Genomic DNA, 19884 nt, shown 5'->3' on the forward strand with positions numbered 1-19884 from the left:
CGGGCGTGCGAGGCCGGAGTCAGGGCGACGTCACCTGCGTGGCAGGCACGTTCAGCAGGGCAGGGCAGAGCAGGACGCTGTGCTGGGTGAGGCGGGAAAGAGGGAGGAGTGAGAGTGGGCTACGCGGGTGAGAACAGGTGGTCGCTGATGAGGTGGGCCGCGCCGATGACTCCGGCGTTCTGGCCCAACTCCCCCAGGACGATCGGCAGATTGCCGGTCGCCAACGGCAGTGACTGGCGGTAGACCTGGGTGCGGATCGCGGCGAGCAGGGTGTGGCCGAGGCCGGTCACCCCACCGCCGATCACCACCAGGCCCGGGTTGAAGAAGGAGACGAGTCCGGCGATGACCTGACCGACGTGGTTGCCGCCCTCGCGGATCAGGCCGAGCGCGATGGCGTCACCCGCGGCGGCAGCGGCGGCGACGTCGACGCCCGTCAGGGTGCCGTTCGCGGAGAGCCGCGCCGCGAGCTCCGCCGACAGCCCCTGCTGGGCCGCTTCCAGTGCGTCGCGGGCGAGTGCCGCCCCGCTGAAGTGGGCCTCCAGACAGCCCCGGTTGCCGCAGGCACACGGCCGTCCGTCGGGCACCGCCTGGATGTGCCCGATGTCGCCTGCGCTGCCCGTCACCCCGCGATGGACCTCACCGCCGGCGACGATGCCGCAGCCGATGCCGGTACCGATCTTGACGCAGAGGAAGTCGCCCACGGAACGCGCGACGCCCGCGTGCCGCTCCCCCATCGCCATCAGGTTCACATCGTTGTCGACCAGGACCGGGCAGCCGAGTTCCTGGCTGAGCGCCTCCCGTACCGGGAAGCCGTCCCAGCCGGGCATGATCGGCGGCGCGACGGGGACGCCCTCGGGGAAGCGGACCGGTCCCGGGACGCCGATTCCAGCGCCGTCGAAGCCCTCCGCGAGTCCCAGGGCCCGCAGCTTCGCCGCCATGGTCAGGACTTGCTCGAAGACCGCGACGGGTCCCTCGCGGACGTCCATGGGCTGGTTGAGGTGTCCCAGCACCTCCAGTTCGGCGTTGGTGACGGCGACGTCGACCGAGGTCGCACCGATGTCGACGCCGAGGAACCGGAGGTTCGGGGCGAGCCGGATGTTGTGGGACCGGCGTCCGCCGCGCGAGGCGGCGAGGCCGTCGGCGACCACCAGTCCGGTCTCCAGCAGACGGTCCACCTCCACGGCCAGCTTGGACCGCGAGAGATCGATCTGGTCGCCCAGCTGTGCACGCGAGTTGGGGCCTCGGTCGCGCAACAGCTTGAGCAGCCGGGCCTGGTGGGCGTTCGCGGGTCGTGCGGTCATGCGTCTCACGTGCCCCTCCCCGCCTCAATTCGGCCATCCGGGTGTGTCTTTCGAGGGGAACGTAGCAGTCACCGCCGAAGCTGGGAAGAAGGTGTGCACGGATTGCTGTCAACTTCCTCCACTGACAGGACAAAGCTGTGTGGAGCCCGGCCGGGCGCCCATGTCCGCAGACGTCGGTGGCTCTTCTTCGATCGGACAGACAGAGGCCCCTGGGTCGGCGGTGACGCCGACCCAGGGGCCCTTGACGCTGTCGGGCTACGTCAGCCGTCGGACTCCGACGACGGGATGTAGGCGCCCGGCACGTCGTTCGGCGCGTACATCCGGTCCTCGCCGGGGTACGGCTTGGTCCAGTTGTGCGTCTGGTACCACGTGAAGTGGTTCATCTGCACGGGGTTGGCGAAGTCGGGCACGGCATGGGGCCCGGTCAGCCGCTGGTGCGACTTCCAGTCCTCCCACTTCGCCGCGAGCGCCTGCTTGTCCGCCGGCACCTTCGCCGACGGCGCGGCCGCCGCATCGGGGCTCTGCGGCACCGGTGTGTCCAGGCCGCAGGAGGGCGGGGTCTTCAGACCGTCGGTCAGCGAGGTCCGGTTGGGCAGCGCCTTGAACGGCGTGAAGTCCGGGTGCCTGGTGAATGCCCCACGCATCGGGCTGGCCGCGCTGTCCTTCTGGTTCATCGGGTGGATCCCGAGGATCTGCTCGATGGTGCGGACCATGGTGATCTGCGAGTAGTAGTGGCTGTCGACGGTGCCGTGCTGGGCCCAGGGGCTGATGATCTGGACCGGGGCACGGTGGCCGTCGACGTGGTCGAGGCCCGCCTGGGAGTCGTCCTCGACGACGAAGATCGCCGAGTCCTTCCAGTACTTGCTGTGCGAGATCTCGTCGACCATCTTGCCGACCGCGAGGTCGTTGTCGGCCACCTGAGCGGCGGCGTTCGCCGGACCACCGGTGTGGTCGTTGGAGAGCCAGAACATGTTCAGGGCCGCGGGAGCGTTCTTCTCGAACTCCTGCTTCCAGATCTGGTACTTGTAGACGTCCGGGACGCTGGTGTCGAACATCGGGAAGCCGGGCACCGACACCTTGTTGAGCGACGGGATCGCCGAGCCCGTTTGTATGGGGTAGGCGGTCTTCTGCCCGGTCGCGTCCATGTTCTTGGCGTCGCAGTACAGGTTCTGCCACGTCGCGCCGGACGGCTTGCTCTCGAACGACTGGAATTCGCCGTAGTCCTTGACGGACTTCCCCGCCGCCTGCGCACCGGTCCAGATGAAGCCGGACTTCTGGTGGCCGAGAGCGTCGTTTTCGGTGTCGTAGCTGCGCTCGTACTCACCGGCCGAGGACTCGGTGTACTCGGGGTTGTCGGCCTGCATCAGCCAGTTGTGGCCCTCGGCGGAGTTCGTGCCGACGTCGTACGTGTTGTCGTAGAGCCCGAACTGCTTGGCCAGCGCGTGCTGGTTCGGCGTCACGTTCTCACCGAACTGCGCCAGCGACGAGTCGCCGTTGCCCTTCGGCATGTCACCGAATACCTGGTCGTAGGTCCGGTTCTCCTTGACGATCAGGAAGACGTGCTTGATCGTCGAGGGGTCGCCGAGCCGCACCGGGACCGGCACCGGCGCCGCATGGCCCTTGCCCTCGGTGAGCTTGACCGAGCCGCCGTTCCAGCCGTTCTGCTTGAAGACCTTGCGGGTCTCGGACTTGATGACATCGTCGCTCGGCAGCGTGAACCGCGTCAGGCTCGACGTCGTGTCGTGGGTGCCGTGCCCGCTCTTGTCGGTGGGGCGGCGGGCGTCGATACCACGGGTGTTGGAGACCAGCACCTGTTTCCCGACGGTGGTGATCTCCGCGGGGAAGTAGTCCGTCGGGAGCAGGCCGACGTAGCTGACCGGCTCCTGCGGGCTCTTGTAGCGGTAGACGGCGACCGCGTTGGCGCGGCCGAGCGTCACCAGCAGGTGACCGTCGTCGGTGAGCGTCACCGCGTTGGGCTCGTAGCCGACCGACGCCTCCGGCCAGGGCTGGGTGGAGATGGTCTGCACCACCTTGTCGCCGGCGGTGTTGATGACCGACACGTTGTTGTCGGCGGTGTTGGTGACGAACACCGCGCCGTTCTTGGCGTACACCGCGGTCGGGTGCAGACCGACGTCGATGCTCCCTACGGCGGCGGACGGGTCCGCCAGGTTGATGACGCTGACCGTGCCGGTGGTGGTGGCACCGGTGTCCGGGTTCGCCGGCACCTGGGTGCCGTAGGAGTTGATCGTGGTGTCGCCGGCCTTGGCCGGACGGCCGCCCTCGTTGCTGACGTAGAGCTTGTCGCCGACCAGCACCATGCCACGCGGGGCGTTGCCCACGGCCCAGCTCTGCTTGATCGCGCCGGTGGCGGCGTCCATGGCCACCACCCGATTCTGGCCGTTGACCGCGGCGTAGACCGTGGCGCCGTCGGATGAGAACACCGCCTGGGCGGGCAGCGCGTGCTTCGACCCGGCATCCGGGATCTTGATGAAGGTCGGCGCACCGAGGGTGCCGTCGGCGTTGACCGGGAAGCGGTCGTAGCCCTGAAGCTGGGGCAGCCACAGCGTCTTGCCGTCGGGAGAGTAGGTCGGCCCCTCCTGCCCCACGGAGTTGTTGCCGATGCGCAGGTCCGCCGACGCGGAGTTGCCGACGAGCTGCTGCACCTTCCAGTTCTTCACATCCACGATGGCCAGCGCCATCCCACCGTCGGCGACCGAGGCCGCGAGGTGGGTTCCGTCCGGGCTGACCGTGGACGACATGATCTTGCCGTTGTTGATGACGAGACGGTCGCCGTACGGGGCGATGTACTGGTCGGCGGAGACGACCTGGCCGTCAGCAGTGACCTGGCCGACCTGCTGGGTGCCGAACTGATACGTCTGGGCAACAGCGGTGCCCGTGACGGCGAGGGCGACGGCGATGCCCGCCGTCACCAGAGTGGCCCGGCGGCCGACGCGTCTGCCGAAAAGGCTGATCTGCTCCTTCTCGTTGCTCCGACGCTGCTGTGTTACCTGCATGGGATTCATCCCTTCGAGGTGGTGTCCAGCAGTTCGACGTTGCCGTCGAACTGCCAAAGCGGGTTCGGTGCGTCCCCGGTCGGGGTGCGGACCAGGAAGTAGCCGTTGACTTCCTTCGGTCCGTCACCGTCGGCCGTGATCCGCCCGTCTGGGGTGACATCGAGCTGGTAGATGGCCGTCCCGGGGGCCGCGGCCCCGGGAAGATGCCAGGTGACGACGCAACGCCAGTCGTTGCCCGCCCCCTGCGGGGCGGCCTGGCCGTCGCTCTTGTTGCATGCCGCCGTGGCCTTCAGCTGTGCTTCGGTGACGGCGGGGCGGTGGAGCTGCTGGGTCTGCATGCGGTAGAGGTGGGCGAATGCCGTGGCGACCGACCGCTGGACCTTGTCCTGCTGGATCCCGGAGCCCGTGGCCCCGGTCGCCACGGTGACGACCGCGACGGTGAGGGCGGCCAGTCCCACCAGCGGCAGGAGTCCGGCGGTGATCGCGCGGCGCCCGGAACCGTCGTAGGCCGGGTTGGTGAAGTCGCGCCGGATGAAGAGCAGGTACGCCAGTGCTGTCGCGGCCACGGTCCACACCAGGCTGACCACGATGCCGGTCAGGAGCGGGCCGAGCTGTGCCGGGCTGGTGAACAGGCCGTTCCAGGAGATGAAGGCGTAGCCGGGCAGGGCGAGGCGTACGGCGACGGGCAGCGGCAGCATCTGGGCGAGCTGCATCGCCAGCGCGACAAGCGCGGGCAGCAGCAGTCCCATGGGGGACCGTCCCAGCGTGACCGACCCGAGCAGTCCGATCGCGGCCAGGGCCAGGGTGGGGGCGAGGGCGCAGACCCAGGCGAGCAGGACCTTTCCCGCGGCGTCCCCCGGCGTCAGCAGGTGGCCGTCGAGGCCGACCAGCGGCTGGTTGCCGACCGCCACGACCCCGCCGACCGCGCTGGAGCAGGCCAGCCCGGCCACGAGCAGCAGGATGACGGTGAGGCTGGCCAGTGCCTTCGCTGCGAAGATCCGCCTGGGCGACCGGACCGCGACGAGCAGGTGGCGCCAAGTGCCCAGGCGGTCCTCGGAGGCGAACACGTCGCCGGCGACGACCGAGGTCAGCAGCGGCAGCGCCCAGGTGCCCGCGAAACCGAGGGTCACCAGCGGCCCGGCCCACCCCGTGGCGTGCATCCAGCGACCGAAGAGGGTGTCGGAGGGCAGCGTGCTTTGCTGGCTCACCCCGGCGACGAAGAGCGCCGGCGCGATCCAGCAGGCAAGGACCAGCAAGCGGATCCGCCATTGCGAGACCAGCTTGACCAGCTCGAAGCGGTAGCCACGCGCAATGGAGACGCGGCGGGCAGTGGTAACAACGTTGTCGTCGGTGATGGTCGCGGTCATCGGCCCGCCTCCTGCTGCTCGGTGAGTGCGAGGAACGCGGCCTCCAGCGGCGACACCACGGGCGCGAGCTCACGCACCGCGATGCCCTCGCGCACGAGCCCCACCACCAGTTCGTCGAGGGCCGGCACCAGCGCGCGCACGACGAGCACCTCGGCGTCATGCCGTGCCGCGGCATCGTCGACGACGCGGATCCCGGCCGTTTCGGCGGCCAGCCGGCGCGCGGCCTGCTGGTCGGAGGTGCGCACCCGGTAGTCGAGTTCACGGTTCTCGGCGGCCAGCTTGCTCACCGGGCCGGAGAAGACGACCCGTCCGGTGGCGAGGATGGTGACCTCCGAGCACAGTGCCTCGAGGTCGTCCATGCGGTGGCTGGAGAGCACAACGCTGGTTCCGTCCGACGCGAGCCGGGTGAGGACACCGTGTACGTGCTTCTTGCCGGCCGGGTCCAGGCCGTTGGAAGGTTCGTCGAGTACGAGCAGCCGGGGCTTGGTGAGCAGTGCGGCGGCGAGCCCGAGCCGCTGACGCATGCCCAGGGAGAAGCCTCGGGTTCGCTCCTCGGCGACATCGGTGAGCCCGACCTGGTCGAGCACCTCCTCGATCCCCGCCGTCCGCGCGTCGCCGCCGCGCAGAGCGGCCAGCGCGGCGAGGTTCTGCCGGGCAGTGAGCTGGGGATACAGACCGGGGCCGTCCACGAAGCCGGCGACAGCGTCGGGAGCGGCCGGCGTCCGCCCGACCGGCGTACCCAGGATCTCGAGGCGGCCGCTGTCGGGGACGGCCAGACCGAGCAGGAGACCGAGCAATGTCGTCTTGCCGGCGCCGTTCGGTCCCACCAAGCCGTGGATCTGGCCCTGCGTCACATCCAGGTCGACGCCCTCGAGCGCGACGACATCGCCGAAACACTTGGCGATCCCACGAGCCCGGACCGCGAGGAGTGTGTCCATGAGTCCCTTCTTTCGAAATCCACAGGGACCTTAGGTGCAACGCACAACCTTTCGCGGGGACGGGCATTGAACGTTTATGGAATGGGAGACGACCGGTATCCGCCGCCGATGCCCCGCGGATGGCCGTCGAGATCTCTACCGGCCTCGGGCTGTCGGGGGTGTGGCGGATCGAGTCGGAGCCGCAAGAAGTCGTAGGTTGCTGGAGCTGGACCGGGATGCCGTAGGCGCTGTTGACGCACGGGTTGACCTCGGAAGCGATGAGCATCGGGCGTTCGGGAGCAGCATTTGGCCGCGGGCGTAGTGGTCTCGATAGGGGGCCACAGCCTCCTCGACCGGTGCAAGCCGTGGGCTGGGGACGGACTTCTCGGCCATCTGGTCCCGAAGACAGGTCTCGGCGGCGGACACGAACCTGGGGACGGCGGCGTTGAGATCGGCGGCCTGCACCAGCGCCGGAAGGTGCAGTGACCGAAGGTCGCGTTCGCCCCGGTTACGGGGGGGGATCAGTCAGGACCTGGTGGAAGTCGGCCACCCCGGCTGGTGCGATGCGTATGCCCATGATGAGGACCGTGGCAGCCGCCTTGGCCGGTACAGACGAAGGTCCGCACGTGAGACGGCCGGCACTCACCGGCCCTGAGCCGCCGACCGCCCCGGCGCGGTGCGTGGCGCGTGACCCCTCATGCCATGCCTCGGGCAGCGGTCCGGGCGGGCTCTGTCCCGAGAGGGCACCGGTTGCAGGTTGTCGTGTGTGCCCCTGCGACGGTGGGGAAACTCGATTCGCCTGGGTGCGGCCCTGGCGAGAGGAGCCCATGTGACAGCGTCGACGTCTGCGGCAGACGGTCGGGACCCGGGCCCTCAGGGGGTCGGCTACGAGCCGGATCCGCAGCGATGGCGGGCCCTGTGGGTCACCCTGGTGGCCGGCTTCATGAGCCTGCTGGACGTGACGATCGTGGCGGTCGCCCTGCCCACCATCCAGCGCGACCTGCACGCTTCCCCCGCGCAGGTGCAGTGGGTGGTGTCCGGATACGCCCTCACCTTCGCCCTCGCCCTCGTCACCGCCGGGCGCCTCGGCGACGCCCTGGACCGGCGGCGCATCTTTCTGCTGGCCCTCACCTGCTTCGTTGTCTTCAGCGCGGCCTGCGGAGCGGCCCCCGACATCACGCTGCTGACGGTGGCCCGCCTCGCCCAGGGCCTGGCGGCCGGCTTCATGGCCCCCCAGAACTCCGCGCTCATCCAGCAGATGTTCCGCGGCGCCGAGCGCGGCCGCGCCTTCGGCTTCTTCGGCGCGACCGTCGGCATCTCCTCCGCCGCCGGCCCTATAACCGGCGGCGCCATTCTCGCCCTGGCCTCCGGTGCCCAGGGCTGGCGGTGGATCTTCTACGTCAACGTCCCCATCGGCATCCTCGCCGTCCTGCTCGGCCGCCGCCTGCTGCCCCGCACCCGGCGGTCCGGCAGGGGACAGGTGGACCTCCCCGGTGTCCTGCTCCTCGGCCTCGGTGTCCTCGCGCTCATGTACCCGCTGGTCCAGGCGGACTCCGGCGGCATCGACCGCCTGTGGTGGCTGTTCCCCGTCGGCGCCGCGATTCTCGCCGCCTTCGCCCGGTGGCAGCACCGCCTCGTCGCCCGGGGTGCCCAGCCGCTGCTCGACCCGCGCCTGTTCACCATCGTGCGCGGCTACGCCGTGGGAGCCGGCGTGGGCACGCTGTACTTCATCGGCTTCAGCGGCATCTGGCTGGTCTTCGCCCTCTTCTACCAGCGTGGCCTGGACTTCTCCCCGCTCCGGTCCGGCCTCGCGGTGACCCCCTTCGCCCTCGGCTCGGCGATCGCGGCCGTGGTCTCCGGCCGGCTGGTGGACAGATTCGGACGCCTGCTCACCGTGTGGGGCCTCACGGGCGTGATCCTCGGTTTGGGCGGCACCGCGCTACTGCTCCGCTTCGCGCCCCTCGACATCGCTCCCTGGGCCGCCGCCCCGATGCTGTTCCTCGGTGGCATCGGCGGCGGCTTCGTGGTCTCCCCCAACATCACCATGACCCTGCGGGACGTGCCCGTGCACATGGCGGGCGCGGCGGGCGGCGCGCTGCAGACCGGGCAGCGCCTCGGCGCCGCGGTGGGCACCGCCGCGCTGCCCGGCCTCTTCTACCTGGTGCTCGGCAGGAGCGACGACTACCGCGGCGCCCTCGTCGCCGCGCTGGGCGCGGCCCTCATCGGCATGGTGGCGTCCCTGGCCCTGGCGACGTTCGACTGGCAGCGCGACCGGCGGATGCGCGGGCCGCACCGGAAGTGCCCGGACGAGGTCGCCAACAGCCCGGTGCACTCCCGGCAGACCTGACCGGGCCCTCCCGCGCCCGATCACGCCGACGGGTCGAGCCGTCCTGGCCCGGCCGTCGGCCTGACCTCGCCGCCGCACTGCCTCGAGGGCCTCGCGCGGTACCGCCGAAGGCGAAGGCCGAGCGGATAAGGAGAGGACATCCAGCGACTCGGCCGGACACACTGCGGCAATGGCTGATCACGATCAAGATGCCGACGCAGCGCGCCGCGGCTTCCTCACCAAGCCCACGCTGAGAGGAAAACGCGTGCTGCTCCGGCCGGTCACTGTGGACGACGCGCCCGCGCTGATGCCGATCTTCCGGGACGCGGAGACATCACGGCTGACCGGCCACCACGGCGGCAGCGAGCGCGACGAAGCGCGGATACACGCGTGGTACGCCACGCGCCGGGACCAGGACGACCGACTGGACCTCGCCGTGGTCGACCAGACGACCGGGAACGTCATCGGCGAGGCGGTCCTCAACGAGTGGGACCCGGGCAACGAAAGCTGCAACTTCCGTATCTGCCTCGTACCCGGCGTCCACGGGCACGGGTCGGGGACAGAGGCGACCCGGCTGATCGTCGGCTACGGCTTTGAGAGCCTGCGTCTGCACCGCATCTCGCTCGAGGTCTACGCCTTCAATCCGCGGGCCCGCCGCGTCTACGAGAAGGTGGGGTTCGTCCCCGAGGGCGTACTGCGCCATGCGCTGCTCTGGGACGGCGAGTGGGTCGACGCGGCTGTGATGTCGATTCTGGCGCCGGAGTGGTTCCGGCACCGCGGGCATCCGGAGGCCACCGCTCACGCACCGGCCTGACCATTCCTTGTCCGTGACCTGACCCTCGATCCGCTTGGCGGCGTCCGGTGCGGCCGTACACGGCGTGGCCGGGCGCCTGCGGCCCGTCGATGTGAGCGATTCTGGGCTGGTGCACTGGCATGCGGCCATCGGGTCCCCTTCCGGGTGCGGGGCACAGGGCCGTAACTCGCCGAGGAGGACGTATGACCACCCTTGATGATCCCGTTCCCGGTGGGCGTCCGGGTGACGTCGAGCGGGCCACCGCGCTGGGCGCGGAGCTGTCGGCGCGCGGCGTGCACGGCATCGTCCTGGCGTACGTCGATACGGCGGGTATCGCGCGGGTGAAGACCATCCCGACGGCCCGGCTGGTGTCGGCGGCCGCCTGGGGCGTGGGGATGTCGCCGGTGTTCGACACCTTCCTGGCGAACGACTCCATCGTCTCCACCGACGTGCTCGGCTCCCCGGACGGTGATCTCCGCCTGTACCCCGACCTCGCGCACCTGGTGGTCCTCGCCGGACAACCGGGCTGGGCGTGGGCGCCGGTCGACAGGATCACCCAGGAGGGTGAGCGGCATCCGGCGTGCAGTCGGACCTTCCTGCGCCGGGTGGTCACGGACGCCGCTCGGCGGCTCGGCATCACGTTCAAGTCGGCCATCGAGGTCGAATGGATGATCGGACGAGGATCGACGGCGGGGGACGACTTCGTTCCCGCCACGTCTGGTCCCGCCTATGGCGCCATCCGACAGGTCGAGCTGAGCGACTACACCGCGGAGCTGCTGGCGGCGTTGGAGGCCGAAGGCCTGGACGCCGAGCAACTGCACCCCGAGTACGCGCCCGCACAGTTCGAGGTCTCGGTGGGTGCGCTCGACCCGGTGGCCGCCGCGGACCGGAGCCTGCTGGTGCGGCAGACGATCCGGGCGGTGGCCGCACGCCATGCGCTGAGGGTCTCCTTCGCGCCGGCGGTCACCGCGGAGGGCATCGGAAACGGCGGGCACGTCCATCTGTCCGCCTGGCGTGACGGGGCCAATCTGCACGCGGGGGGCGAGGGCCGGTACGGCATGACGGCCCAGGCCGAATCGTTCGCGGCCGGTCTGCTCGCCCACCTGCCCGCGCTCACCGCGGTGACCGCACCGAGCCCGGCAAGCTATCTGCGTCTCAAACCGTCGCAGTGGGCCGGGGCCTTCGCCGTGTGGGGCCGTGAGACCCGCGAGTCCGCGGTGCGTGTCATCACCGGCTCGACGGGGCAGTGCGGCCGGGCCGCGAACCTGGAGGTGAAGCCGGTCGATCTGGCCGCCAATCCGTACCTGGCCCTCGGCTGCCTCATCGCCGCGGGACTTGACGGCCTTGAGTCCTCCCTGCCGCTGCCGGAGGAGGTCACCGGGGATCCCGCGCGGTTCACCGGCGACGAGGCCCGGGTCAGGGGCGTGCGCCGGCTGCCGACGTCACTGGAGGAGGCCGTGCGCATGTTCCGCGAGGACGAAGGGCTCCGCGCGGCCCTGGGGCCGGTCCTGGCCGACGCGGTGATCGCCGTACGCCTCGGGGAGATCGCCGCGGTGGCCGGGCTGGACGACGAGCTCGTGGCGGCGGCGTACCGGTGGGTGTACTGACCGCAGGCGAGGAGAGCCCGATTCCGCCGACCACCAAGGAGGCCACCCGGTCATGAGCAGCCGGCCAATCGCCGCCGGTCCGGTTCACGAGGCCCTCGCCGGTCTGCCCCTCGTGGATCACCACTGTCACGGCGTGGTCACCGCCGATCTGGATCCGGCGGCGTTCCAGTCGCTCATCACGGAGGGCGACGCGTGGCCGGAGAGCGGCATCACGCCCTTCGACACTCCGGTCGGTGTGGCCATCCGCCGCCACTGTGCTCCTGTTCTGGACCTGCCGCGGCACGCTCCGGCCGCGGAGTACCTGGCACGGCGCGCAGAGCTGGGCTGGCGTGAAGTCAACCGCAGGTTTCTCGCCGACGCGGGAACCGAGGTGTTCTGTGTCGACACCGGATACGCCCCGGGCCGCCTGACGACTCCGGCGGAGCTCGCGGCGGCTGCGGGTCGCCCGCCGACCGCCGCGTACGAGGTCGTACGCCTCGAGGCCGTCGCCGAGGCCGTGGCAGCGGCGGGAGTGGAACCCGACGAGTACGCCCGCGCCTTCGTCACCGCCATGGGCGAAGCCATCGCCGAACGGAACGTGGTGGCCGTGAAATCCGTGGCCGCGTACCGCACCGGATTCGACCTGGATCCCCATCGTCCTTCGGACGGCGACGTCACCGAGGCGGCCCGGCGCTGGCTGGCCGGGGGATCGGCCGACGGCGCCGCCTCCACAGCAGACAAGAAGCCGCACGACCCCCGTCGACTCGACGATCCCGTCCTCGTACGGCACCTGCTCTGGACGGCGGTGGACCTCGGGTTGCCCCTTCAACTGCACACCGGCTTCGGGGACAACGACATCCGCATGCATCGCGCCGACCCGGCCCACCTGACCGACTGGCTGCACCTCACCTCCGGTGCCATCCCGGTCCTGCTGCTGCACTGCTGGCCGTACCAACGTCAGGCCGGCTACCTGTCCGCCGTCTTCGAGCAGGTGTATCTCGACGTCGGACTCACTCTGCACCACGTTGGTCCCGCCCGCGCCCGGGCGGTCCTGGAGGAGGCACTCGAGGTCACCCCGTTCCGCAAACTCCTCTACAGCTCCGACGCCTACGGGGTCGCCGAATTCTTCCAGCTCGGCGCCCTGGCCTTCCGGTACGGTCTGGCCTCCTTGCTCCAGGACCGGGTGGACGCGGACGAACTGAGCGTGCCGGACGCGCTACGGATCGTCGAGTGGACGGGGTGCGACAACGCCCGCCGCGTCTACGGGCTGCCGCCGAAGGATTCCGCGTAGTGCGCCCGCAGTGCGTCGCAAGGTGCTTACCGGTCAGCGTGATCAGCGCCTTTGCCGAACCTCTCCCCCGACACGATGCGTGCAGGCGAGGTTGCGCCTCGGCCGGCTCAGTGCCTCGGCGAGCGCCCGGTGTCCCGTGCCGGCAGGGCACCGGGCGCCGAGAGTCAGTTCACGCTCTGTCCGCCATCGACCATGATCGACTGTCCGGTGACGAAGGAGGCCCGGTCGGAAAGGAGGAAAAGCACCACCTGGGCAACCTCCTCCGCCTCTCCGATGCGGCCGAGGGGGATGTACTCCCCGTGCGGGTGGTACTCGGTTCCGTCCTCCGTCTTTGTGATTCCGCCCTCGGTCAAAGGCGTGCGGATAACGGTCGGGTTCACGGTGTTCACACGAATCGCGTCGTGCCCCAGCTCCACAGCCGCCGCGCGTGCGAGCGCGGCGACACCGCCCTTGCTCGCACTGTAGATGGAGATTCCCGGGGTGCCGAGTTCGGCGAACACCGATCCGTTGAAGACGATGGCTCCGCCGCCACCCTGCCGCTTCATCTGGTCGGCCTCGGCCTGCAAAGAGAAGAAAGCGCCCTTCAGGTTACCGTCGACAAGATGGTCCCAGGCCTTCTCGTCGAGCTCGGTCAGCGGGCCGACCGCCGCGGTGCCGGCGTTGTTGAAGGCCACGTCAAGCGTGCCGAAGCGATCGACGACCTGCCGCACCACATCCCGGGCGCCACCGAAGTCCGTGGCGTCGGCCTGGATGAACAGTGCCTCGCCGCCATTCCGTGTGATCTCCTCCACCACTTCCCTGCCCGCGTTCTCCCGCCGCCCGGTGACCGCCACCTTCGCGCCTTCCTCCGCGAACAGAAGCGCGGTGACCCGGCCGATCCCGGACGTTCCTCCATCAGAGCAACCTTGCCGTCCAGAAGTCCCATAGTTTCGTTCACTCCACCTTGGGAGTCGCTGAGTTATCGATATGGCCTCGGCGTTCCGAACCGATGACGGTTTTCAGGCCGGGTCCCTGCCACTGTGGGGTGGCGAGCGGATACAGCGTCCGTGCGTCCGGGAGGATTCCGGACTGGCCATAGGCCGTTGCGATAGCCGTCATAACCCTCGGCTTCGAGGTGGATCACGTGCCGAGCGGGCATACGGCACTCGCACGCTTCGGCCCGAGGGACGGGCGGCGACCTGGCCTGCCTTGCGGCTACCGTGAGGCTGTCTGTCCCGGGCCCCGGTCACGCCGGTCACGCCGGTCACTGAGTGGACGATCGGCTTGGGTTCGTGCTCGTGACTGCCTTGAGTGATCTCGTACGTATCGCGAGTGGCATTCCTGTGAGGCCGGGCTTATACGTCGAATATGAGCAATGACAAGGTGTACCGCCCCGGCGAGGTGGTGCCCGAGACCGGCATGTACGAATGCGATACGGCCTGCGGCCACAGCTGGTCCACGGACGTGCAGGGGAATCGGTTTCCACCGACACCTGAGGACTGCTCCGGAGGCGGGTGGAAACTGACCACCACGACCCCGGTCGGTCAGTAGCCCGCGAGTGCGCGCGCCGGCGGCGGCGGCCGGGCAGGACCGTCGCTGGGCCGCGGTCCGCCCCGTCCGCAGCGGGGCGTCGACCCGGCAGCCCGACTCGCCCTCCCGTGCGCTCCCGGTCGGGGCGTCGGCGGAGGCGGTGCGACGCCACCGACGTCCAGTAGCCGCGCAACCGACGACCATGTGGGGCCGCCGCCCCGGATCAGGCGACCCCGCTGACGGACAGGTCGGTCCCACTGCTCGTCCGCGAGGGAACTGACCGGCTGCGGCTTGCCGTCCGTCAACAGCGCCGGGGAGAGCGTCACCCCCGACCCCGAGCGGACCACCGGTCAGGAGGAACGGACCGTGACTCTTGCCCCGGGAGCGCGCGCGTGGTCGGCGCTGGTCTCGCCGAGTTGCGGGCGTCCGTGGTCCCAACCATTCACCAACCCGGCCGCCACCGTGACACCGGTGGCCGTACTCGTCACCCCGCCCGACGAGACGGTATCGCTCAGAGTCGACTGGACCGGCCGTCTTGGCGGGAGACAGGTCAGGGAGTCCTATCGGAAGGCGGCGATGTGACGCTTGGCCCAATCGGCGAAGGTGCGGGGCGCACGGCCGAGGACTTGTTCGGCGTCCGGGCTGATGCGCTGCTCGTCGGGGGTGGGCTCGCCGAGGATGGCAAGGGTGGTCTCGACCACGGGCGCGGGCATGAACCGCAGCATCTGCGCGTGGGCCTCCTCCCGGGTCTGCTCCATGAACCGGATCGGTTCGCCGAGAGCGTCGCCGATCGCCGCGGCTCGTTGCCGGGGTGTGCTCAGTGCGGGCCCGGTCAGCTCATAGATCCGCCCCACATGGCCTTCCTCACGCAGGCTCAAGGCGGCGATCTCCGCGATGTCGGTCGGGTCGATGGTGGGCAGGCCGACGTCACCGAACGGCGCGGCGATGATCCGCCGGGTCCTGACCGACTCCGCCCATGCGTACGCGTTGGAGTCGAAGCCGCCCGGCCGCAGGATCGTCCAGTCCATGCCCGAGGTCCGGACGGCATCCTCGATCGCGCGTGCCGTGCCCCCGTGCGAGGCCGACTGCGGTCGGGTCGCGGCTCCTTGGGAGGACAGCAGCACGATCCGTCGGACCCCGCCGGCCTGGGCGGCGTCCAGAATGCCCTGTGGGTTCAACAGGTGCGCACTGGGGCCGCCGTTCTGGAGGAACAAGGCCTCCGCACCGTCGAACACCGGCCAAAGGCTCGCGGCGTCGGTCAGGTCCGCCCGCTGCCGGCGGACGCCCGTCGGCACGTCGGCGTCCGAGACCCCCCGGGATGTTGCGGTCACTTGCTCACCGGCCGCCACAAGGGCCTGCACAAGCGATCGGCCGACGTTGCCGGTTGCTCCGGTCACTACGATCACGGTAACTCCCCCACGTCTCTGCATGGTTGTCGATGCCCAAGCGGGCGAAAACGCCGCGGAGAGGTGATCTCCGGGACGCGAGGGGACGCTAACACCGCGGATATAGTAGGTACCTAGAGGAAAGTGGCTTTCCCGAAGGGATGCGCATGGCCGGCAACGCGACATGGACGTCATCCGCCGCGACAGAGCCGGAACTCGCCTGCCCGATCGGCCCGGTCGTCGACATCGTGTTCAGCCGGTGGACCACTCCGATCTTGTGGACCCTGCATACATACGGCCTCCAACGCTTCGTCGAGCTGGAACGGCGGATCTCCAAGATCACGCCGAAGGTGCTGACCCAGCGGCTGAGACAACTGGAACGCGACGGCCTCATTCTGCGCACGTACCACCCAGAGGTTCCCCCTCGGGTCGAGTACGAGATCAGCGAGCTCGGCCGCAGCCTTGCTCCGCTCTTCGCGCACCTCACTGAATGGGCCGCCCACAACCTGGACAAGGTCGAGCAGGCCCGGCAGGACTACGACAGCCGGCCGGACCGGTAGCGGGCCGAGTCCTCAGCCGGACTCCGGTCGGTCCGTCGCGGACGCTGACCGGCCGGCCGGGTGCGGTGAGAGATCTCGGCCACGGACGCGGCCAGGACATCGCCCTGCGCCACCGGGGCCCGCTTCAGGCGGCAGGCCTGGACTCGGCCGTGCGTCGCCGGAGCTCCGGCGTGGTGAGCGACCGCGGAGCCCAGACGCCGTGCGGGGGGTGGACGTCCGTTCCGGGCGGCACGATGGCCTCGATCCGGTCGAGGACGCCGTCGTCCAGCACCACGGATGTGCCCTTGAAAGTGCTCCGCAGTTGCTCCAACGTACGCGGACCGGTGATCACCGATATGACGGCTGGATGCACGAGCGGGAAGGCGATGGCCAACTCCGCCGGAGAGCAGCCGACTTCCTCGGCCACGGCAACGAGCTGCTCGACCACCTCCAGCTTCGCGGCGGTGCGCGAAGCCGACGGATCGAAGCGCTCCGGGTGCAGGGTGGGACGTCCGCTGCTCAGATCGAGAACCCGGCCCTTCCGGTAGCGGCCGGTCAGGAATCCAGAGACCGACGGGCTCCAGGTCAGCACGCCCATACCCAGGCGCTGCGCCACCGGCAGCACGTGCCTTTCGGCGCCTCGGGCCAGCAGCGAGTAGGGAGGCTGCTCGGTGCGGAGCCGCTGGAGCCCGGGGACATGTGATGATTTCGCGAAACTCGGGCCGATACGGCTGGTGGGCTGTTTCACCCGCGTATCCGCAGGTGACCCGAAGGCGGATACGCGTTTACCGAGGTATGGACTTTCGATCGCAGGTGACTTTCATGGACAACTGGCGAGACCACGCCGCGTGCCGTCAGGAGGACCCCGACCTCTTCTTCCCGATCGGCACAACCGGCCCGGCGCTGTTGCAGACTCAGCAGGCCAAGGCGATCTGCCGACGCTGCCCCGTGCAGGAGCAGTGCCTTCAGTGGGCGCTGGACACCAAGCAGACCATCGGCGTGTGGGGCGGTACGAGCGAGTCCGAACGCCGCGCGCTGAAGCGGCGCGCGGGCGCCCGGCGCCGCTCGGGATAACGACACGCTCCACCACGCCGCGGACCAAGGTCGAACTGACGGACGTCTACTGCGGAAGCCGCTGGGGCGGGGCGACCTGTCGGCCGCGTGCTGCCGGGAGGCGACCCGGACGGCTCGTCTTCAGGGGCCGCGTCCCCGATCCGCCGGCGGGTGCCGGTACCGGGCGCCGTGCGACGCGGTTGCCCGAGTACTGGTGGTCCCGGCAGACCTGTGCCGCCAGCAGCCAGAACCACATCGCCACGGTCACGAGGTGAATCCGTTGCGCGATTCCCTCTCCGCCCGGGTGGCCTAGGTACGGCCCGGCGGAGCAGACCGCCGCCGCCATGGACACCGGCAGCAGCCTGGGAGCCCAACGCCCGGCGATCTGCGGGCAATCCGGGTTCGAGCGGGCGGCGAGAGCGAAGGCTGTCATCGAGGCGAAGAGAGCGAAGTGCACCGAGCCGCTGGTCAGGGTGTGCCACACACTGTCGGTGGGGCAGCCGGTCTCCAGCGAGGGCGCGCACCGCATCGGCAGCAGGACGTCCGCGACGGAGAAGACACCGAATGCCCCCAGTGCGCCCCAGCCCGCAGCGGCCCAGCCGCGCGGCGCACCGGATGCTGCCAGGCAGGCGCCGGTCATCACCAGCAGTGCCGTGGCCAGTTCGACACCGCTGAACAGCAGCCGGTAGGGCTGATCAGCGGCAAAGGCCTCACTGACATAGGAGTTGCGCTGATCCAGTCCGGTGGGCAGCAGAAACTGCAGCAACCAGTCGTTGTACGTCACCGCCGCCACACTGAGCAGTGCCGCCGTCAGCGTCGGCCATAGCCTGCGGCTCCTGTGACCACCGTTCGCGTTCGCACGCATATCGCTCGGCCCTCCCCTGCCACCCGACCCACCACTAGGCGAAGTTCCCCGAACGGCGGATTCCATCGCACGGTCCGCGGTGGTCTCTCGGACAACGGCATCGGTCTGGGCGGCGGGCGAGCCGTGCGGGTGCGGCCCCATAAGTCGTGACCCCGGCTGTGGGCCGCTCGGTCAGGGCGGCGCTCTGCTCGGCGGTGCTCTGCCCGGCCGGAGCGGGAACCGGCCGGGCACGCGGCCTGCCGGCGGGAGGGCTCCGCCGACGAGTGAGCCAAACGGCCGAACGTGCGGCGGCGGTATGGCCTGGAAGCTGGTAGTCCGTGAGGGGGTGGCGGATGCACTGTGCATGACTACGGTCTCCCCGCGGGGAGACCCACACGGGCATGCGAGAAGCCGACACCAGGACCGCGTGGAGGGAGACAGCGTGATGGCAACCACCGTGGGCGAGGTCCGGGCCGGTCTGGCGCCGGCCGGCCTTCAGCTGCCGGGCATCGTGCTGGGGGTGGGTCTGGGCGGGTTCGTGGACGGCATTCTGCTGCACCAGCTCCTCCAGTGGCACCACATGCTGACCAGCACCAACCACGACCACATCGGTGTGAAGTACTACAACCCCCACACCGTCTCCGGTCTGGAGATGAACACCCTGTGGGACGGCATCTTCCACGCGGTGTGCTGGATCGCCGTCCTCACCGGTCTGGCGATCCTGTACTCACGGGTCACCCACAACCGCCGCCGGGTGTGGACCTCCCGGGTGCTGTGGGGCTGGATGCTGGCCGGCTGGGGCCTGTTCAATCTTGTCGAAGGCGTTCTGGACCACCACATCCTGGGCATCCACCACGTGCACGGCGGCCCCTATCAGCTCTGGTGGGACATCGGCTTCCTCTGCCTGGGCGCGCTGCTGCTCGTAGGCGGCTGGCTCCTCCAGCGCAGCGGACAGCCCTTCGATCCCGAGGCCCCCACCGCCCGGCAGGCCGGACGGGACGCCCGATGAACCACGACATGCATCCCATGCACGCCGGTGCCGGCAGCGGCCTGCTGGAGACCTTGGCGCCCGTGCTCGCACTGCCGGCGTGCGCCGGCGGCTATCTCCTGCTCGCTCACCGGGCGCGGCGCCGTAACGCGGCGCGGGCCTGGAGCGCCTGGCGCACGGCAAGTTTCATCACCGGTCTGGCCCTGCTGGCTGTGGCGCTCCTGCCCCCCGTCGCGCCCCTGGCCCACTCCGACTTCCGCGGCCATATGGCGCAGCACATGCTCATCGGCATGTACGCCCCTCTCGCCCTGGTGCTAGGCGCCTCGATGACGCTCCTGCTGCGGACCCTGCCCGCGCCCCGCGCCCGCCTGCTCTCCGCGCTCCTGCACAGCCGCGCCGCCCGCCTGCTCACCCATCCGGCCGTCGCCCTGCTGCTGTCCACCGGCGGCCTCGCCCTTCTCTACTTCACCCCGCTCTACACCACCACCGTGTCGCATCCGGCCGGGCACTGGCTGTTGCACGCCCATTTCCTGCTGTCGGGCTGTCTGTTCGCCCATGCCATCGCCGGACCCGATCCCGCGCCCGCCCGCCCCGGCGTCCCGGCACGCCTGGTCTACCTCGGCTGTGCCATCGCGGCGCACGCCGTCATCTCGCAGCTGATGTACGGCGGCTTCTGGGTCGACATCCACGCCCCCATCCCGGAAGTGCAGGGCGGTGCGGAGATCATGTACTACGGCGGCGACATCGCAGAACTCCTTCTCGCCGCCGCCCTCGTGGCCACCTGGCGCCCCGACCGCCGCCCCCGCCCCGTCAAGGCGTCGCCCTCCCAGCCGTTTGCGCGGGCGTGACGTTCACCGGTCCGCTCCTGCCTGGCGTCGGCGGACCGGGGGGCCACACACCGTCGGAGCGCAGGCCCAGCGGTGACGGAGTGCGGGAACACGACGTCCGGAAGCATGGCGGTCGCCGTGGGG

At 70.0% G+C, this 19884-nt stretch carries 16 protein-coding genes and 1 pseudogene; 9 read left to right on the forward strand and 8 right to left on the reverse strand.

Annotation, left to right across the window (positions count from 1 at the left end; all coding sequences use genetic code 11):
* Positions 1 to 119: 119 nt before the first annotated feature.
* From ABZ823_RS09420 to ABZ823_RS09435, 4 genes are all read right to left on the reverse strand, one after another.
* Positions 120 to 1301, reverse strand: coding sequence for an ROK family transcriptional regulator (locus ABZ823_RS09420; RefSeq protein WP_361656048.1), 1182 nt, complete (start codon positions 1299 to 1301; stop codon positions 120 to 122).
* Between the two features lie 260 nt (positions 1302 to 1561).
* A complete protein-coding gene (locus ABZ823_RS09425; RefSeq protein ID WP_361656051.1) occupies positions 1562 to 4315 on the reverse strand; it encodes a bifunctional YncE family protein/alkaline phosphatase family protein in 2754 nt (917 codons plus the stop codon).
* 5 nt (positions 4316 to 4320) lie between these two features.
* Positions 4321 to 5682 carry an ABC transporter permease gene (locus ABZ823_RS09430; protein WP_361656053.1) on the reverse strand — a complete coding sequence of 454 codons (1362 nt, stop codon included), beginning with the start codon at positions 5680 to 5682 and terminating at the stop codon, positions 4321 to 4323.
* Positions 5679 to 6620, reverse strand: coding sequence for an ABC transporter ATP-binding protein (locus ABZ823_RS09435; RefSeq protein WP_361656056.1), 942 nt, complete (start codon positions 6618 to 6620; stop codon positions 5679 to 5681). Before ABZ823_RS09435 ends, ABZ823_RS09430 begins: the two co-directional genes overlap by 4 nt.
* 808 nt (positions 6621 to 7428) lie before the next feature.
* On the opposite strand from ABZ823_RS09435, the gene ABZ823_RS09440 reads away from it, so the two are divergent.
* The 4 genes from ABZ823_RS09440 to ABZ823_RS09455 all read left to right on the forward strand — a co-directional run bounded on the left by ABZ823_RS09440 (position 7429) and on the right by ABZ823_RS09455 (position 12595).
* A complete protein-coding gene (locus ABZ823_RS09440; RefSeq protein WP_361656059.1) occupies positions 7429 to 8946 on the forward strand; it encodes an MFS transporter in 1518 nt (505 codons plus the stop codon).
* A gap of 169 nt (positions 8947 to 9115) precedes the next feature.
* Positions 9116 to 9739: a GNAT family protein gene (locus ABZ823_RS09445; protein ID WP_361656062.1), complete on the forward strand. Its 624-nt coding sequence runs from the start codon at positions 9116 to 9118 to the stop codon at positions 9737 to 9739.
* 182 nt (positions 9740 to 9921) lie between these two features.
* The gene (locus ABZ823_RS09450; protein WP_361656064.1) at positions 9922 to 11325 is read left to right on the forward strand and encodes a glutamine synthetase family protein; all 1404 of its coding nucleotides are present in this window, start codon (positions 9922 to 9924) and stop codon (positions 11323 to 11325) included.
* A 52-nt stretch (positions 11326 to 11377) separates the two neighbouring features.
* A complete protein-coding gene (locus ABZ823_RS09455) occupies positions 11378 to 12595 on the forward strand; it encodes an amidohydrolase family protein (RefSeq protein ID WP_361656067.1) in 1218 nt (405 codons plus the stop codon).
* 164 nt (positions 12596 to 12759) lie between these two features.
* Here the strand turns inward: ABZ823_RS09455 and ABZ823_RS09460 are convergent, their stop codons facing one another.
* Positions 12760 to 13563, reverse strand: coding sequence for a glucose 1-dehydrogenase (locus tag ABZ823_RS09460; protein ID WP_361656843.1), 804 nt, complete (start codon positions 13561 to 13563; stop codon positions 12760 to 12762).
* Positions 13564 to 14395: 832 nt separating this feature from the next.
* Between ABZ823_RS09460 and ABZ823_RS09465 the strand changes: the two genes are divergently transcribed.
* Positions 14396 to 14686 (forward strand): DUF4232 domain-containing protein, encoded by a 291-nt coding sequence (locus ABZ823_RS09465; RefSeq protein ID WP_361656070.1) that lies wholly within the window; start codon positions 14396 to 14398, stop codon positions 14684 to 14686.
* On the opposite strand, the gene ABZ823_RS09470 is transcribed toward ABZ823_RS09465, so the two are convergent.
* A complete protein-coding gene (locus ABZ823_RS09470) occupies positions 14665 to 15510 on the reverse strand; it encodes an NAD(P)H-binding protein (protein WP_361656073.1) in 846 nt (281 codons plus the stop codon). The genes ABZ823_RS09465 and ABZ823_RS09470 overlap by 22 nt on opposite strands.
* Before the next feature lie 140 nt (positions 15511 to 15650).
* Here ABZ823_RS09470 and ABZ823_RS09475 point away from each other — a divergent pair, with 140 nt between their 5' ends.
* On the forward strand, positions 15651 to 16049 hold the full coding sequence (locus tag ABZ823_RS09475; protein WP_361656076.1) for a helix-turn-helix domain-containing protein: 399 nt from the start codon (positions 15651 to 15653) through the stop codon (positions 16047 to 16049).
* A gap of 124 nt (positions 16050 to 16173) precedes the next feature.
* Here the strand turns inward: ABZ823_RS09475 and ABZ823_RS09480 are convergent.
* Positions 16174 to 16719, reverse strand: a pseudogene (locus ABZ823_RS09480) (aldo/keto reductase); the annotation flags it as partial.
* A 131-nt stretch (positions 16720 to 16850) separates the two neighbouring features.
* Between ABZ823_RS09480 and ABZ823_RS09485 the strand changes: the two are divergent.
* Complete coding sequence (locus ABZ823_RS09485) at positions 16851 to 17102, forward strand: WhiB family transcriptional regulator (protein ID WP_361656078.1); 252 nt, start codon at positions 16851 to 16853, stop codon at positions 17100 to 17102.
* A gap of 46 nt (positions 17103 to 17148) precedes the next feature.
* Here ABZ823_RS09485 and ABZ823_RS09490 read toward each other — a convergent pair whose 3' ends face one another.
* Positions 17149 to 17946, reverse strand: a complete 798-nt coding sequence (locus ABZ823_RS09490) for a DUF998 domain-containing protein (protein WP_361656081.1) — start codon at positions 17944 to 17946, stop codon at positions 17149 to 17151.
* A 424-nt stretch (positions 17947 to 18370) separates the two neighbouring features.
* On the opposite strand from ABZ823_RS09490, the gene ABZ823_RS09495 reads away from it, so the two are divergent.
* The gene (locus tag ABZ823_RS09495) at positions 18371 to 18934 is read left to right on the forward strand and encodes a DUF2243 domain-containing protein (protein WP_361656084.1); all 564 of its coding nucleotides are present in this window, start codon (positions 18371 to 18373) and stop codon (positions 18932 to 18934) included.
* 17 nt (positions 18935 to 18951) lie between these two features.
* On the forward strand, positions 18952 to 19761 hold the full coding sequence (locus tag ABZ823_RS09500) for a cytochrome c oxidase assembly protein (RefSeq protein WP_361656845.1): 810 nt from the start codon (positions 18952 to 18954) through the stop codon (positions 19759 to 19761).
* The last annotated feature ends 123 nt before the right edge of the window (positions 19762 to 19884 follow it).

The sequence above is a fragment of the Streptomyces sp. NPDC047079 genome (genome assembly GCF_040643755.1).
Classification (GTDB): Bacteria; Actinomycetota; Actinomycetes; order Streptomycetales; family Streptomycetaceae; genus Streptomyces.